Annotated in this window: 13 protein-coding genes and 1 tRNA gene; 4 read left to right on the forward strand and 10 right to left on the reverse strand. The window is 39.7% G+C overall.

Features of this window, described 5'->3' with window-relative positions; all coding sequences use genetic code 11:
- Nucleotides 1–215: 215 nt before the first annotated feature.
- Nucleotides 216–884, reverse strand: a complete 669-nt coding sequence (locus tag ACPEH5_RS10430; protein ID WP_042846170.1) for a DedA family protein — start codon at nucleotides 882–884, stop codon at nucleotides 216–218.
- Between the two features lie 614 nt (nucleotides 885–1,498).
- Here ACPEH5_RS10430 and ACPEH5_RS10435 point away from each other — a divergent pair.
- Nucleotides 1,499–2,458 (forward strand): TerC family protein, encoded by a 960-nt coding sequence (locus tag ACPEH5_RS10435; protein WP_042846168.1) that lies wholly within the window; start codon nucleotides 1,499–1,501, stop codon nucleotides 2,456–2,458.
- A 266-nt stretch (nucleotides 2,459–2,724) separates the two neighbouring features.
- The gene (sstT, locus tag ACPEH5_RS10440) at nucleotides 2,725–3,978 is read left to right on the forward strand and encodes a serine/threonine transporter SstT (RefSeq protein WP_048606197.1); all 1,254 of its coding nucleotides are present in this window, start codon (nucleotides 2,725–2,727) and stop codon (nucleotides 3,976–3,978) included.
- Between the two features lie 77 nt (nucleotides 3,979–4,055).
- Here sstT and ACPEH5_RS10445 read toward each other — a convergent pair whose 3' ends face one another.
- The 3 genes from ACPEH5_RS10445 to ACPEH5_RS10455 form a co-directional block, all read right to left on the reverse strand.
- The gene (locus tag ACPEH5_RS10445) at nucleotides 4,056–4,616 is read right to left on the reverse strand and encodes a carbonate dehydratase (RefSeq protein WP_042846165.1); all 561 of its coding nucleotides are present in this window, start codon (nucleotides 4,614–4,616) and stop codon (nucleotides 4,056–4,058) included.
- Nucleotides 4,606–5,523: a GTP cyclohydrolase FolE2 gene (folE2, locus tag ACPEH5_RS10450; RefSeq protein WP_042846163.1), complete on the reverse strand. Its 918-nt coding sequence runs from the start codon at nucleotides 5,521–5,523 to the stop codon at nucleotides 4,606–4,608. Before folE2 ends, ACPEH5_RS10445 begins: the two co-directional genes overlap by 11 nt.
- A gap of 150 nt (nucleotides 5,524–5,673) precedes the next feature.
- A complete protein-coding gene (locus tag ACPEH5_RS10455; RefSeq protein ID WP_042846162.1) occupies nucleotides 5,674–7,695 on the reverse strand; it encodes an NADPH-dependent 2,4-dienoyl-CoA reductase in 2,022 nt (673 codons plus the stop codon).
- Nucleotides 7,696–7,937: 242 nt separating this feature from the next.
- On the opposite strand from ACPEH5_RS10455, the gene ACPEH5_RS10460 reads away from it, so the two are divergent.
- Complete coding sequence (locus tag ACPEH5_RS10460; protein WP_042846161.1) at nucleotides 7,938–8,534, forward strand: GNAT family N-acetyltransferase; 597 nt, start codon at nucleotides 7,938–7,940, stop codon at nucleotides 8,532–8,534.
- Between the two features lie 60 nt (nucleotides 8,535–8,594).
- On the opposite strand, the gene ACPEH5_RS10465 is transcribed toward ACPEH5_RS10460, so the two are convergent.
- Entirely contained in the window at nucleotides 8,595–9,665 is a 1,071-nt protein-coding gene (locus ACPEH5_RS10465) for a dihydrodipicolinate reductase (RefSeq protein ID WP_423727035.1), read from the reverse strand.
- A 362-nt stretch (nucleotides 9,666–10,027) separates the two neighbouring features.
- Between ACPEH5_RS10465 and ACPEH5_RS10470 the strand changes: the two genes are divergently transcribed.
- Nucleotides 10,028–10,104, forward strand: a tRNA-Ile gene (locus ACPEH5_RS10470).
- Between the two features lie 341 nt (nucleotides 10,105–10,445).
- Here the strand turns inward: ACPEH5_RS10470 and ACPEH5_RS10475 are convergent.
- The 5 genes from ACPEH5_RS10475 to ACPEH5_RS10495 all read right to left on the reverse strand — a co-directional run bounded on the left by ACPEH5_RS10475 (nucleotide 10,446) and on the right by ACPEH5_RS10495 (nucleotide 15,596).
- On the reverse strand, nucleotides 10,446–11,570 hold the full coding sequence (locus ACPEH5_RS10475; protein ID WP_281110766.1) for a hypothetical protein: 1,125 nt from the start codon (nucleotides 11,568–11,570) through the stop codon (nucleotides 10,446–10,448).
- Nucleotides 11,567–11,830, reverse strand: a complete 264-nt coding sequence (locus ACPEH5_RS10480; RefSeq protein ID WP_187549788.1) for a PAAR domain-containing protein — start codon at nucleotides 11,828–11,830, stop codon at nucleotides 11,567–11,569. The genes ACPEH5_RS10475 and ACPEH5_RS10480 overlap by 4 nt, the downstream gene beginning before the upstream one ends.
- A gap of 12 nt (nucleotides 11,831–11,842) precedes the next feature.
- On the reverse strand, nucleotides 11,843–12,772 hold the full coding sequence (locus ACPEH5_RS10485; protein WP_423727036.1) for a DUF6396 domain-containing protein: 930 nt from the start codon (nucleotides 12,770–12,772) through the stop codon (nucleotides 11,843–11,845).
- Between the two features lie 80 nt (nucleotides 12,773–12,852).
- The gene (locus ACPEH5_RS10490) at nucleotides 12,853–13,794 is read right to left on the reverse strand and encodes an SEL1-like repeat protein (RefSeq protein ID WP_042846153.1); all 942 of its coding nucleotides are present in this window, start codon (nucleotides 13,792–13,794) and stop codon (nucleotides 12,853–12,855) included.
- A gap of 2 nt (nucleotides 13,795–13,796) precedes the next feature.
- Entirely contained in the window at nucleotides 13,797–15,596 is a 1,800-nt protein-coding gene (locus ACPEH5_RS10495) for a phospholipase D-like domain-containing protein (RefSeq protein ID WP_129466419.1), read from the reverse strand.
- Nucleotide 15,597 lies beyond the last annotated feature (1 nt).

The following is a 15,597-nucleotide window of genomic DNA, read 5'->3' on the forward strand; positions in this document are numbered from 1 at the left end:
AAAATCGTAATTGCTGTATTAACAATAGCTTTTTTTGTACTAAGTGCAATGGATTATTTAGGCCAAGTGCATGTAACAAAGGAAAATTTACATAATGAAATGATTAAGAATAGTTTTTTATCAAGGAGTTAAGGAGGTAACTCTTTGATAAATTAACAGAGGGTAAATAAAAGTAAAACTAAAAATATGGGGGCCAATAGACCCCCATCGTAGATTTAGTTTGCTTTTTTGCTTGAGAGTTTTTTCTTTACAACAACAGCAATACTACCGATTAAACCTATAATCAGCAGACCCACAGGGATTAACATCAAGACATTCATAATATGATGTTCATACTGCAGGAAAATAGGGCTTTTACCAAACCCATAGCCAATAGCGGTTAAAATCAGAACCCATAGTAGACCACTTAGCCAGTTAAAGACTTGGAAACGGCCATTCTGCAAACCTGCAAGGCCCGCGATGGTGGGTAATAATGTTCTGACGAAGGCTAAAAAACGGCCAACTAATAATGCAGCGAGGCCATGGCGATGGAAAAGCCCATATGCGCGCTGGTGGTAGTGTTCTGGTAAATGTGCAAGCCACCCTTTAACTAAGCGTGTATTCCCTAACCATCGCCCTTGTATATAACCAACCCAGCAGCCTAAGCTTGCCCCGGCAGTTAAAATTGCGATCGTCAGTGGATAACTTAGCGTACCTTTAGCGATGAGCACACCGACTAGAATCAATAAGCTATCGCCAGGTAAAAAAGCCGCAGGCAAAACCCCGTTTTCAAGAAACAAGATAGCGAACAGCATGAAGTAAATCGACCAGACTAACGCGGGGTTAGACAGGGTGACATAATCTTGGTGCCAAAGGGCAAAAAAAAGTTCTTTAACTAATTCCATTAATGTTTCCTAAACGGCAATAACAGCAACAAACTTGTTGTTGGGCAGGGAGAAATGGATTAAGTGAATGCCAAAGTGAAAGTGTTGTTTCCTCAGGCTGTTAGTGTAAAGCACGCTCACTTTAACAAAACAGAAAATAACTAAACAGTAAATTTTAAGCTTATTTTTAGAATTCATTTAAGTTTTGGCTTATTTTTACAATTTATCGCTCATTGTATACAGGTTTAAAGTGCTTAAAACCCGCTTTTAACCTATTTTTTAGATGATAAATGTGAAATATGATTGTTCTTTCATTTTTTAATGTGAAAAAAGAGTGATAAAACCCTCGTTGCTAATTATTGCATTTTAAGATTATTTACCGTATCTTATCGCCATAGCAAAGGGGAGTAACTTCTTCTTGTCGGTTTATCGTCATTACGGTGTACAAATTACACCCGGTAGCCGAGCACCACAGTTTCCTAATCTCAGGTAATTTGTGTTGTAAGTGAGACCTTGCCAGAAGGCGAGGTTTGCTCATAATTTACAACCAATAGATAACTCCTTGAGGTTAAACAATTTTAAGCGGCTGATGTCTTCTGGATATCAGCCGTTTTTTGTTTTTAAGGGATAGGAAAATGCATTCAGTCGGTAACCCTGTTTTATGGGGTAGTTTTGCAGTTATTATTTTACTCATGTTACTTATCGATTTGTTTTGGCAGGGAAAACATAAAGGCCAAGCCATGTCGATGAAGCAAGCGGCTGCTTGGAGTATTGTATGGGTGACACTTTCATTACTCTTTGCCGCAGGGTTTTGGTGGTATCTTAATGATAACGTGGGGCGTGAGTTTGCTGATAACCAAACTATCGCATTTTTAACCGGTTATTTATTAGAAAAAGCATTAGCGATAGATAATGTATTTGTCTGGTTAATGCTCTTTAGTTATTTTGCTATTCCAGCAAATTTACAACGTCGTGTCCTTGTGTACGGTGTACTGGGTGCCATCGTATTGCGTACGATTATGATTTTTGCTGGTAGTTGGTTAGTTACGCAATTTAGCTGGATTTTATATGTATTTGGCCTGTTTTTATTATTTACCGGGCTTAAAATGGCATTTGCTAAAGAGGACGATTCCCCTATTACGGATAAACCTCTGGTCAAATGGGTGCGCTCACATTTACGTATGACCGATGAATTACATGGGGAAAAATTCTTTATTAAAAAGAATGGGATATTGTTCGCAACCCCATTAATTTTAGTGCTAATTTTAGTTGAAATTAGTGATGTGATATTTGCGGTTGATAGCATACCCGCTATTTTTGCGGTAACAACTGACCCGTTCATTGTCTTAACATCGAACCTATTTGCTATTTTAGGGCTACGTGCGATGTACTTTTTATTAGCTGGTGTGGCAGAAAAGTTCTCAATGCTCAAATACGGTTTAGCGGTCATTTTAAGCTTTATCGGTATAAAAATGCTGTTAATTGATATTTTTCATATTCCAACGGCTATTTCTCTTGGGGTTATTGCGTCCATACTAGTTATAACGTTAATTATTAATACAATTGTTAATAAACGAAACGAAGCCAAAAGTTAATTTAGTGGTTTTAGTTGAAGCCTCCGCTGGAAAGTTGGGGGCTTTTTTTGTTTTAACCTTCTGAAAGTATTCACTCATTTTAAAATTCTCTATTCTACTTTAAGAAACAAAACTCTATTGAGATCACAGATGTGTAAAATGTTTGTTAAATAAAGTCAATCATTGTGTATATTTTGAATAATTGCCTTTTCAGGCGACTATTATTCCTTATACTTGCTGTGCAAACACATTTAATTCCTAATAAAGATAACTAATATAGGTCTACTATGGATACAAATAAAACAGGGTTATGGCGAGTAATTAGCCAAGGTAGTCTAGTCAAGCAGATACTGGTTGGTTTGATCGCAGGTATCTTACTGGCATGGTTATGGCCTTCAGCGGCGAAAAATGTTGCCCTACTAGGCGACCTATTTGTTAGCGCGTTGAAAGCAGTCGCTCCCGTGCTGGTCTGGGTATTAGTCATGTCGTCAATTGCGAATCATCGTCAAGGGCAAAAAACCAATATAAAACCGATACTGGTTCTGTATATCTTGGGGACTTTTTTTGCCGCGGTTGTCGCAGTCATTGGTTCTTTCATTTTCCCATCTAACTTAGTTTTAGTGGTGGGAGACTCTCAATTAAACCCCCCAAGTAATATTGCTGAAGTTTTAAAAGGCTTACTGATCAATATCTTTGCTAACCCTATCGATGCATTAATTAAAGGTAACTATGTTGGTATTTTGGCATGGGCGATTGGGCTTGGTATTGCATTGCGTCATGCCAACGATACAACAAAGAATTTAGTGCATGATTTCTCTAATGCGGTGACTCAGTTAGTACGCGTTGTGATCCGTTTAGCACCAGTGGGGATTTTTGGTTTGGTCGCCTCTACCATCGCAACAACTGGTTTTGAAACCTTAAAAGGTTATATCCATGTCCTAGCGGTATTAGTTGGTTGTATGTTAGTTGTGGCACTTGTTGTTAACCCATTGATTGTTTATTGGAAAATTAGGCGTAACCCATTCCCCTTGGTATTTGCCTGCCTGCGTGAAAGTGGTGTAACTGCCTTCTTTACGCGTAGTTCTGCGGCCAATATACCTGTTAATATGGCAATGTGTCGCCGTATGAACCTTCACGAAGATACCTATTCTGTTTCGATCCCATTAGGTGCAACCATTAATATGGCGGGTGCTGCAGTGACAATCACTGTATTGACTTTAGCCGCTGTACATACACTCGGTATCCCTGTTGATATTCCAACAGCTCTGTTGCTAAGTGTTGTTGCTGCTGTCTGTGCTTGCGGTGCTTCTGGGGTTGCTGGCGGGTCGTTATTGCTTATCCCATTAGCATGTAACATGTTTGGGATTTCGAATGAAGTTGCCATGCAAGTCGTTGCTGTTGGTGTGATGATTGGGGTATTGCAAGACTCAGTGGAAACGGGGCTTAACTCTTCAACTGATGTCCTTTTCACAGCTGCAGTCTGCTTAGCCGAAGATGATAGACTGGCAAATTCAGAAGCGCAGTTATCTCATCGTGATTAAGTGTTCCTGAATTTAGATAAATAGGGTAGAGGCTGCGAAAGCAAACTCTACCCTTATTGTTTTAACAGCTTATAGATTTAAAACTCATTACGTAGACGACGGTAGCCTTCAACAAGTTGAATGTTCGTAGTTGCGACCTCTTCAGAGAATTGCAATGAAGCGTGATCAACTTGGTTGAATGCCGATAAATCACTGTATGCGTTCACATGTATGCATGACGGAATATATAAACCATCCGGCAGTGTTAAGCCATCGACGACTGCGTTATAGCGGATCACACTGTTTTTACCAATTTTGCAGTTAAATAAAACGCTATTAAAGCCAATAAACACGCGCTCAGCAATTTCACAAGGGCCATGGACAATTGCTCGGTGCGCAATCGATGTGTGTGAGCCAATTTGTACACCCGCGCCACTTTTTGAGTGAATAACCACCCCATCTTGAATATTTGAGTGTGAGCCGATCACGATGGGGGACATATCTGCATTTTCATTGAGTTCATCAGCACGGATCACGGCATATGGACCAACGTAAACATAATCTTCAATAATCACTTTACCGCAGATAATGGCGGTAGGGTCAATATATGCTTTTTCCGATACAACAGGCGAGTGCCCCGATGGGTTTTTACGCAACATACAGACTCCGTTTCCATTGTGTGTGGGCAATCGCATTATGGGCATGTAAGCTTTCTTGGTGATCAATGTGGATCGTCGCTTCGTCAAATTGGCATTGATGGCGAAAGGCATTCACTAGTTTACGAGCGGCATCTTCACAAAACATCAAGTTCTGCCCATTAACAATAGCAAAAGCTTGTTCATCTTTACGTTTCACCACCGTTTGTACTGGGGTGGAAAGAATATTTTCGATTTGGTTGATTAACTCAATAATAGGAAGCTCTTTATAAGTTGTTTTTAGCTTGATGGTTACCCATGCCCAACTGCGTTGACTGTGTGGTATTGCTGGGACCCCTTGTTTAATCAACCAATCAAGGACTTGAGATTGAGTTAATGTTTGTTCTGTATCATCAAAATCAATCGCAAACTGTTGTTGCATAACTTGGCTGCTGAGTGCGGCAGAGCTTGGGCAAGTTGATGAATAGGGGACTCCGACTTTCAAATAAAGGGATAGTGACTTATCAAATGATGCTGAAATCTCAAACGGATAGGCTTTCCAACCAAATTGAGCTGATACTAACGAACGGCGCGATAATAAAATATCACCATAAAATCGGATATGAGCCTTCGATGAAATAGTTTGATGCGACAATAATACTTGTTCTAATGTTTGCTTTATTAAATCTGGCGTCAGTTCATTTTGTGTTAGGCCATCCAATATTTGATAGAGACGAGACATGTGGACCCCTTTTTGCCCTTGTAGATCAACGCCAATATCGATAGTCGCATTAACTGGGCGGCTTTCAATTTCAATGGGCAAAGCAATCCCTGTCATTCCAACCCAGTCAAGCTTGATATTACTGTGAGTGTCATTTTGTGCTTGTGCGTCAGGCAAAACAGAAGAGGGTAATTCAGTTGAAAGTGTCATAAAGCCTCAAATTATCCATGAAATAACGATATGTTATAACATAACAATTTGAGTTATTAAAGTCAGATAAGAGTAGATAGTCAGGTTGAGCTTAAAGTTGGGGCACAGAAAAGCCCCTTAAGCTAATGGCTTAGCACAAGGGGGAAGAAGTTAAAGTTGGTAAGCTATTTTCATGCCTTGCTCGATGGCTCGGCGTGCATCGAGTTCTGCTGCTATATCTGCACCACCAATAACATGCGCATTAATGCCGAGTTTTGCTAACTGTATTTTCAACGGGCGATAAGGTTCTTGCCCTGCGCAAAGAATGACATTATCAACGGGAAGGCACTGTATTTTATCTTGATAACGAATATGTAGCCCGTTGTCATCAACTCGCATGTATTCAACGCCATTCAACATTTTTACACCGCGCTTCATAAGAGACAAACGATGTACCCAACCAGTTGTTTTCCCTAAATTAGCGCCAACTTTACTATTTTTACGTTGCAATAAATAGAGGTGACGAGCAGGCTCTATTGGCCGTTTTTGTGGAGGGTATATACCACCTTTAGAGTGAATTGAAGTATCAATATTCCATTCTTCGTTAAATAACGAAGTATCTAAACTGCTACTTTTTCCTGTTTGGGTTAATAGCTCTGCGACATCAAAACCAATCCCCCCAGCACCAATGATAGCGACATTTTTCCCTACAGGGCGTTGTTGGGTAATAACATCTATATAGGAAATGACCTTATGATGGTCTATCCCCTCAAGCTGAATTTGGCGTGGTACAACACCCGTTGCAATAATCACATCATCAAAGCCTGACAAGTTGTCTACATCGGCTTGCTGTTCAAGGCGTACATCCACATTCAATAATTGTAGCTGTCGGCAAAAATAACGGATCGTTTCATGGAATTCTTCTTTACCGGGAATTTGCTTTGCGAGGTTAAATTGCCCACCAATATGATTAGATTTTTCAAATAGGGTGACTCGATGCCCACGTTTAGCGGCATAAATAGCGCAAGAAAGCCCTGCGGGGCCTGCACCGACTATTGCCACTGATTTGCTAATCGTGGCTTTTTCGTTAGGATAATCAAACTCCCTGACGGCTTGAGGGTTAACTAGGCAACTGGCTAATTTTCCGCTAAAAATGAGGTCTAGACAGGCTTGATTACAGCCAATGCAGGTGTTTATTTCATCTGCTCGGTTTTCCGCAGCTTTGCGAACAAATGACTCGTCAGCAAGAAAAGGGCGAGCCATGGAAACCATATCCGCTTGTTGATTAGCGATAATTTGCTCAGCTACATACGGGTCATTGATACGGTTGGTTGTGATCAATGGAATATTAACTTTACCCATTAACTTTTGAGTAACCCAGCTAAATGCACTGCGAGGGACTTGAGTTGCAATTGTGGGAACTCTGGCCTCATGCCAACCAATCCCTGTATTAATTAAGCTCGCGCCGGCAAGCTCAATTTGTTTTGCTAGTAACTCTATTTCTTCCCAAGTGGAGCCATCCTCGACGAGATCAAGCATGGAAAGCCGGTAAATAATAATAAAATTATCCCCAACGGCTTCTCGTACTTGACGAACAATTTCAATGGGAAAACGAATGCGGTTTGCATAGCTTCCTCCCCACTCATCGTCCCTATGGTTAGTGCGCTTGGTAATAAACTGGTTGATTAAGTAACCTTCAGAACCCATGATTTCAACACCATCATATCCCGCTCGTTGGGCTAATTTTGCAGTAGTGACAAAATCTTGTATGGTTTTTTTTACTTCATCAGATGTCAGTGCTTTAGGGGGAAATGGAATAATTTCAGCTTGAATAGCACTGGGGGCAACTAATGCGGGGTGCAAGCCATAACGGCCTGCATGTAGGATTTGTAAAGCAATTTTTCCGCCTGCTTGATGAACTTCGTTTGTAATATGCTGATGGAAGGGGAGCTGCTCTTGGTTATTGAGTACAGCCCCATGAGCAGTTAGTGCCCCTTCTGGGCTTGGCGCTATTCCCCCAGTAATAATAAGACTGACCCCATTTTCTGCACGTAAACGATAAAAATGTGCGAGTCTTTCACTTCCTTCAGGATGCTCTTCGAGCCCAGTATGCATTGAGCCCATTAATATTCTATTTTTTAGAACGGTATGGCCTAAATCTAGAGGGGTAAAAAGGTGTGGAAAATTGCTCATTATTATACTCCCATTTCGGGCTCTATTAACAGGTCAGATGAGTTAACTGTAGCCTAATGGGATGATGAATTGGTAATAATGTTAATTTTTTGTGATTTTTATCATGACTTTTAATTAAAAGTGCGGAGTTAATCTAAATATAGCGGAGAAATTTATTATTTTGTCATAAAAATAAATTATCAATAACATTCAAATTAATATTCACGCACAATCAACATTTACTTATCAGGAACTCACAGCCTATGAAAGAAATTTGCCAAACTATCACTTTAGAAGGTTCACACGTTCGCTTGGAGTTTTTATCTCATCAATACGATCAAGCGTTGTCTGCTATGATCCAAAAGGATGGGCTACATAAGTTATGGTATACCTCTGTCCCTGAACCTGAAAATGTCGCTAAAGATGTGGATAACCGTCTTAAGCGGTTTCAACAAAAAGAAATGTTGCCTTTTGTTGTTATTGATAAAAAAACAGGTAATGCAGTTGGTATGACTTCCTATCTGCGTATTGATAGTGTGGTTAGGCGAGTTGAAATTGGCGCGACATGGTACGGTAAAGAAGTGCAGCGTACAGCGATTAATACTGAGGCTAAATACCTGTTATTACAGTATGCTTTTGAACAATTAAATTGTGTTGCTGTGGAGTTAAGAACGCACTTTTTAAATCAACAAAGTCGCAGAGCGATTGAACGTCTGGGAGCAAAACTTGATGGGGTCCTCAGAAACCATATGCTCACTCGTACAGGGGAACTGCGTGATAGCTGTATTTACAGCATTATTGAGTCAGAATGGCCCGCGATAAAACGGCATTTAGAGTGGCAAATGGTCAAGCCCCGTTAACGATTGCCATTAAATCGGCCAAAAAGCCCACCACTGTGTTTTGGGGTGGGCTAAATAGGCTTATAAATATTCGTGCATTGGTTTGGTCATATAGACGTTATTTGGCATTTTTTCCGTCGTAGTATATCCCGCAGGGCTATTAATCAGTGCAGGGATGCGGTTGACTAAATTGGCACAAGTTAACTCAACTGTCGCTGGGTTATTCACTTCAATAGACGTATCTGGCTCACCAATTAATTGCCAACTATTTTTATCACATTCATCAGCGGTCAAAATTTTACCAATACATTCTGTTTCAAGGGTAACGCCTTCTGCTGTTTCGGTGATCACAACAGCAGATAAACCGAGTACATCCCCTTTTTTGACGGTCATTTTTAAGGTGTCTGAATAGGTATCTTGTTTGGCGATTTGTGGAACACAGCGCTGAATTTGGCTTGTAATGGTTAACCCTAGGCGGCTACATAACCAACCATTTTGCGTCCACATGTACGGAGGTGCATATTCACCGCTTTCAATTTTTTGTGAGATAACGTCGTATGGTAAATCATTGTAGTTACCGATTTGTTGATTAAATTCATTAACAGTTAACCCTGCGCCATGACCAACAGCTAAGGCAATACCGTAATCTTCAACGTTATAGCAACTAGAGCCTTTAACTTTTACTAATTTATGCATTGAACCTGCTAAGGTGTCGATCAACACTCCCCAATACATATCTGGGTAGCCACTCCCTGCTAAGGTACAATTATTTTCTTTGGCCAATATATCAAGTTTTTGGGTTATTTCTGGTGATGAATTCCAAGGGTAAAGCGCTTCCTCTCCAGTTGAAATGGCATTAACACCGTGGCGGGCAAATAAGGAAAATGCATCTTCTAAATCAGCCATCGTGCTCAGTGTGGCAATGATCCCAACATCAGGTTTTAAGGTTTCGAGTGTTTTATCTGCTTCATGGAGTGCTTGGACTTTGACTCCGGTTAGTGCGGTTCCTGCAATTTCGCCTATATCTTTGCCGATTACAGCTTCATTGATATCAAAAGCTGCCACAACTTCAGCGCCATGTTCTTGTAAGTAACGGGTTAGGTATTTACCCATTTTTCCGCAACCATATTGAACTGCACGTACTTTTTTCATCATTTTTGTCCTATCAGCGAATTATCTATAAATCATATTGTGAGATCTTGATGAGAAAATTGTTGTTCTATATCAAATGATTGGGGGAAGAATGTTTAATAAGCCTGATTGTGTTTATGCTGTGGTTTATATTTTTAATTTGATATAGATTGATTTTTAATGTCATGGATACTATGAGCATTGGTTGAATTAAAAATGACAAAAATAAACGAGGCTTTATGGCAAGTATGAAAGAATGATAGTTTTTGGTGATGCTATCACTTTGAATTATAAGTGATGCGATTGATTTGAACACAATTTCGCCATACAGTTTTGAAACACTAGACCTAAGAGAAAACTGCACGTATAATCCTTTCCACTTTGGCCCCTTAGCTCAGTTGGTTAGAGCAGTCGACTCATAATCGATTGGTCACTGGTTCAAGTCCAGTAGGGGCCACCATATTTATCAAGGAGTTAGATGTTAATCATCTAACTCCTTTTTGTTTTTACCTGATTTTGGGTCAGAATGACTCAAGTTATCTAATTCAATACATCCACGCTGACTTCTTCAGTAGACATAATCCGATCCGTTTCGTCTTCCCTAGAAATTACCAGAACGCCAGTCTTATTTTTGGATAGGTTGACTATACCTGTATTATGATCCAAATAAATGTATTGGCTTTTATTTGTTTTTGTATTGGCATCCAATAGGGTGGGAACTAAACCATGTAGGGTGGTTAGCCTAGCACTCAATGGCATGAATAATTTTATCACTCATAACAGGCACCTCTTATTCATTTATTAACATATTACTTGTTGTAACAATAAGTTATCGTTTTCTTGGCATACAATTAGTTGGTTTTCGTGATTATCGCTGACCAATGACAAGATTGTGCTATGCCGAGCAATCCCACTCGTACCGAAAAAGGCATCGGCATTATAAAATTGGTTTAAGAGACAATTAATATCTTGTTGTACATAGCTTTCAATACATTGGTTTTTGTTTTTATCTGTGACCCCGCTATGCCACACTGAATTTAATTGGTGACCCGGTAATTGAAATTCACATTGTGCTTTCAATGCATCATCGAAGGATTTTACCTCGGTGGATATCGGGCGTAATAGCTTCGCTTTGATAGGTGCTCTTAGACTCTCGTAGAATCCTTGAGGGGCGAGTAATAGACTCGCGGCTTCTTCACTCGCCGTTGAGTCTAATTGAAATGCTAAAATAGCGTATAACTTAGGTTCAAAGGAGTTTTCATACAGTGCCAATAGCCATTCACTGAGAGACATGTATGGTAATATTTCAACAGATTCAAGTGGCAATGATAGGCGAGCAGCTTCCTGCTCAATCAGTTCCTGCCAATTAGGCTCATTATCTTCAGCTTGCCAATATAGGGTAATAGGTTGGGAGAGAGAATGTTGATGGTAATATTCAGCAATGGGTGCAAGCAATTTTTGTATTATTATTTCTTGCTTTTTCCATGAAGAAAGCGATTTCAAGGCGTTTAGTGTCAATATATTATCTTTATTGATTGGTAATGAAGATAAAGGAACACTTTCTTTTTTCTCTTCATCGATTTGAGTTAATCGTGAATGCGTTAATAATCCAATGTGCTGACCCGCCCAATAACGCCACTCATTGTGGGCGTCATCTAACATATTGGTAAACTGCTGATGGCGATAAGATGCCAGTGAATAAATAAAAAATCGAATAAACCCCACCAACAGCGTAGGGCAAATGACGAATACAATCATCAACATTGTATTGCTAGTAGTTGGTGATAGCATTTCATTTGTGGATAAATAAAGACTCAGTCCAAATCCGATTGCACCAACAATCACCATAATGAATAACCAAAGCAATAATCGAGGAGACTTGGGGGCAGGCGGGTGCTCTAATTGTGGGACTCTCCAGTTCATCATGATTGTTCGCCAGACGATGATAGACTAGCAATGAGCGTACAACCGCATTCAGTTTGAAAACCATTCAGTGCCGCTTGACGACCCGATATCGTAATGCGCGTAGAGCCGGGTAAAATCGCATTAACGCCGTGCCCTTTTTTAGGGCAATTGACTTTATCTCCCACTAAAGCTATCGGTTTGCCGTACATCACCGAACCAGACGCGGAGATCACTTCGCCGCAATGAGTAGTTTTGTCACCTAATCGAACAAGTGTGCGCATGTTAAGATCCTTTTATTGGTTATCCTGTTGTTTTTTATATTCAAAGGTGCCATCCCATTCCGGTAATTCGGCGGGAGGGAGGGGAACGATTTTATCGATATCGGGGAATTTAGCTGTTTCGTCAGAAGCATCCATTTCTTTGACAATTGCTTCATAACGGGCTGAGCGTTCTGGGTCTGGTTTAACCGCTAGGTAATAATAGTCTTTTGGTGTTGTGTCTATTTTAAATGTATCAATGAGTATTGAAGCTGAGATTCTATGTCCATTTTCCGATGCTAATTGAAAAAACTCTAATGCTATGTCAAAGTTTTTTTCCACACTCTTATAAAACATCGCTGCTGTAAATGCAGCTTCTTTATTACCTTGTTGCGCGGCACAAGTAAGCATTTTTTTACCAATATCGGGATGATAAGCTGGATTATCGCTATCTGAAACTCGCTGTGATATAAAAATATCACCAATGAAATACTGCGCTTCTGGATTACCTAAATCAGCCGCTTGGCGAAAATAAGCCAAAGCTTTTGTGCGGTCAGCAGCTACGCCATAACCCGTGTCTAGATAATGTCCCATTTGGTAATAACCATAACTGATGTTTAATTTAGCCATTTTTCGGATAATATCCCAGACCTCTTGGGCAGGGCCTTTACCTTCAATCGGGGGGACTTTTCCATAACTGATTAAGTTACTGAGATTCAACATGGCCTTGGAGTGATTACGCTCCGCGGCTTTACGGTATAGAACACCAATTCGCTTATAATCCCGTTGGTGTTTATTGATTTTTTCAAGCTCACGCGCTTGTTTAAACCAAATGTCGGCTTCTGGATCAACAGGGGGTAGCGTGTCTTTTTCATACACACAGGTGAAGGTTAAATCGGGTTCAGTTTTTTGAATCGGCAACTTTTCCTTTTTATCCATCGGGTTGCAAGCGCTCAGCACCAACATGCTACAAATCAATGCACTGCATTTAAATATGCGACGAGCAACAGATTGATGATGAAATAAAAAAGAGAGATTCATCTTGGTTATTGCCCCTCTGCCTGTTTTTTATATTCAAACGTGCCATCCCATTCAGGGAGTTCAGCAGGTGGAAGAGGAACGATTTTATCAATATCGGGGAATTTGGCTCTAGGATTAAGTGAAAGCTCTTTTTCTATCAATTTATAACGACGAACCCTTTCAGGATCAACATGTTGTTCCATATAGTATATTTCATTCTTAGGGTCTGATGTGTTAAAACTTTCAGATAACTTATAAGCTGATTGATCGCTACCATATCGGATAGCTAATTGATAGTATTTCAGTGCCTGACTATAATTTTTATCACGAACTTCATAATTCATCGCAAGAGAATAAGCTGCGTCTGTATTACCTTGTTTAGCCGCACAATCGAGTAGTTTTCTGCCTAAGTCCAAACGATACAACGGAGTTCTTGCATTAAGGAATTGCTCCGAAATGGCAAGTTGTCCTTCTGGATTCCCCATTATTGCGGCTTTTAAAAAATAACGCATCGCTGCATCTGAGTCTTGTTTTACTCCGAAACCTCTTTGGAGATAAGTCCCCATAATGTAATAACCAAAGGGAATATCCATTTGTATCAGTTGCTCAACTAAATCAATCACCTCTTCAGAGCGTTTTTTACCTATCATAGGTTCAGCTTGACCTGTTGCTATCATATTCTGTAAGTTACCTATAGCTTTGTAATGTTTTTTTTCAGCCGCTTGACGATACAATGTAGCAATATGACCAAAATCTTTAGGACCTTTTTTAATTTCTAAGCGACGTGCTTCTTTAAACCAAGCATCAGCTTCGGGATCTAATGGTGGAAAACTGTCTTTTTCTTGTACACAGGTAAATTGAAAATTTTTTAAGGTATCATTCATTTTATTTACTTCCTTTTGTTCACATCCTGCCAACAATGGAAAAAAAATCACCATTAAACTTAAAAGTATTTTTTTAAATTCCATAACTAGTCCTTGTTATCCCATTTTTTATTTCCATCAAAAAACTCAATTAACGATGCAGAAGGTGTGGTTGGTATTTCACTATTTCTAAGCTCTTTATTTCTTTTAATGATTTCTTTCCAATGTTTAAATTCTTTTTTAAAATCATCACTAGCCCGTTTTGTATGCATTTTCCATAAATGCTGTCGGATAGGCGGTATAATATTTGTCACATCAGTATCTTGAATGGCGATATTAAATTCGCTGTCAAATAACATACTGCGTAAATTCACATTACTAGAGCCTAATGTCATAAAAGTGTCATCAATCATTAGCACTTTGCTATGAACATAAACAGATTTCCAATGCGGTGTTGTTGAATCAGGTGAAACCAATGTGCAAATATGCGATTTTATTCCGGGAATCGAACCTGCGGCTATTGGTTCCTCATCACCCAATTTATGCTCTTTACGATGATAATTAGGCACCATGTCTGGTCGTTGTAACGCTTCAATCATTTTATACGTTTGATAACTTCCGGAATGTATCGCTGCATCATTAGAGCTATTAGTGACAACAAAGAGATAGAGTGGGTTTTGTTCTATATCATAGCCTTTTTTAACTCGCTCATTGACCGCTTCTTGTAATAGCTTTACAAAAGGAGGATAACGAAAATATTGGTTTTCAATGTAAATATATTTCCTTGCCCTTACTAACGTATGCTTATATAAGCGTAAAACATCAAATTCATTATACTGAGGTTGAGTACGACAAATTTGAGCCATCACTTTTTTTAGTGGGATCATTCCACCTACAGTAACTGAATGAATCAATCTGTTATTAATTTTATCCATTCGCTGTTGGGTGAATTGATGGTCTTCCTCGGTAAAAGATGACCGTAGGCTCAGTTCAGCATCTTCCCCAACATTTTTTTCCCATGCTTCGACAAAATTGTGATTGATATGCGCCAAAACGGCACCACAAACACATGATGAGTTATCTTGCCATGCGGTATCAGCATCTCGACCAATAGCTGCTGAAAACTGGTGTTCAGAATGAGAATCCTTATCCCAATAGGTGGAGAGGGAATTGTGCCCCATGACAAATCCGACAGCATCATCTGGCACTTCATAATCAACCAGAATCACTTTTTGATGGTGAGTTGGGTATAAAGCAAGTAGCCGCCCTTGAATATAACCAATATCGCCATATTCTTTTACGTGATGGCTTGTTTGTCGTTCAGTCGCTTCTTGAATATCATTGGTCCAATTTAATTCTCGATGTCTGACAAGGATATTCCCTTTTCCTCTTTTCTTGATTGAAATCTCCCAATGCCACTGACAGTCATATTCATAATCTTCAGGTGTTTGGTATGGTAACTGGTTACCGGAAGCACTGTAAACAGCAGGCGTAGCTGGTGTATAAACAGCAAAATTACCATAACCAAAGTTTTTAGGAGTAGCTTTCCATCCCGGAAAGTTAGGATCTTGGCTATCCCCCCCTAATGTATACCAGACTAATATACGCACCTTAACACCGCGATCTGCCGCTTCAACAAGTAGATCTCCCACTCTTTTGGCTTCGTCTTTACTCCCCCGAGTAAAATACATGGATGATTGAAATCCCCATGTAATAATATCAATACTTTTTTGTGCCTGTTCAATCGCTTTAGCTATTGTGGCAAAAGCACGTTCACCATTAATTAAAGGGGCAAAACCTGCAGCAACAGGTGCATATTTACCACTGATAAACCATTGAGGTGTCAGTATTGCACTATCATTTTCCCCTAACACGAGATTGATGGTTTGTTCCGTTGCATCGCTCATG

This window comes from Providencia sp. NPDC089933 (genome assembly GCF_049545585.1).
Classification (GTDB): domain Bacteria; phylum Pseudomonadota; class Gammaproteobacteria; order Enterobacterales; family Enterobacteriaceae; genus Providencia; species Providencia huashanensis.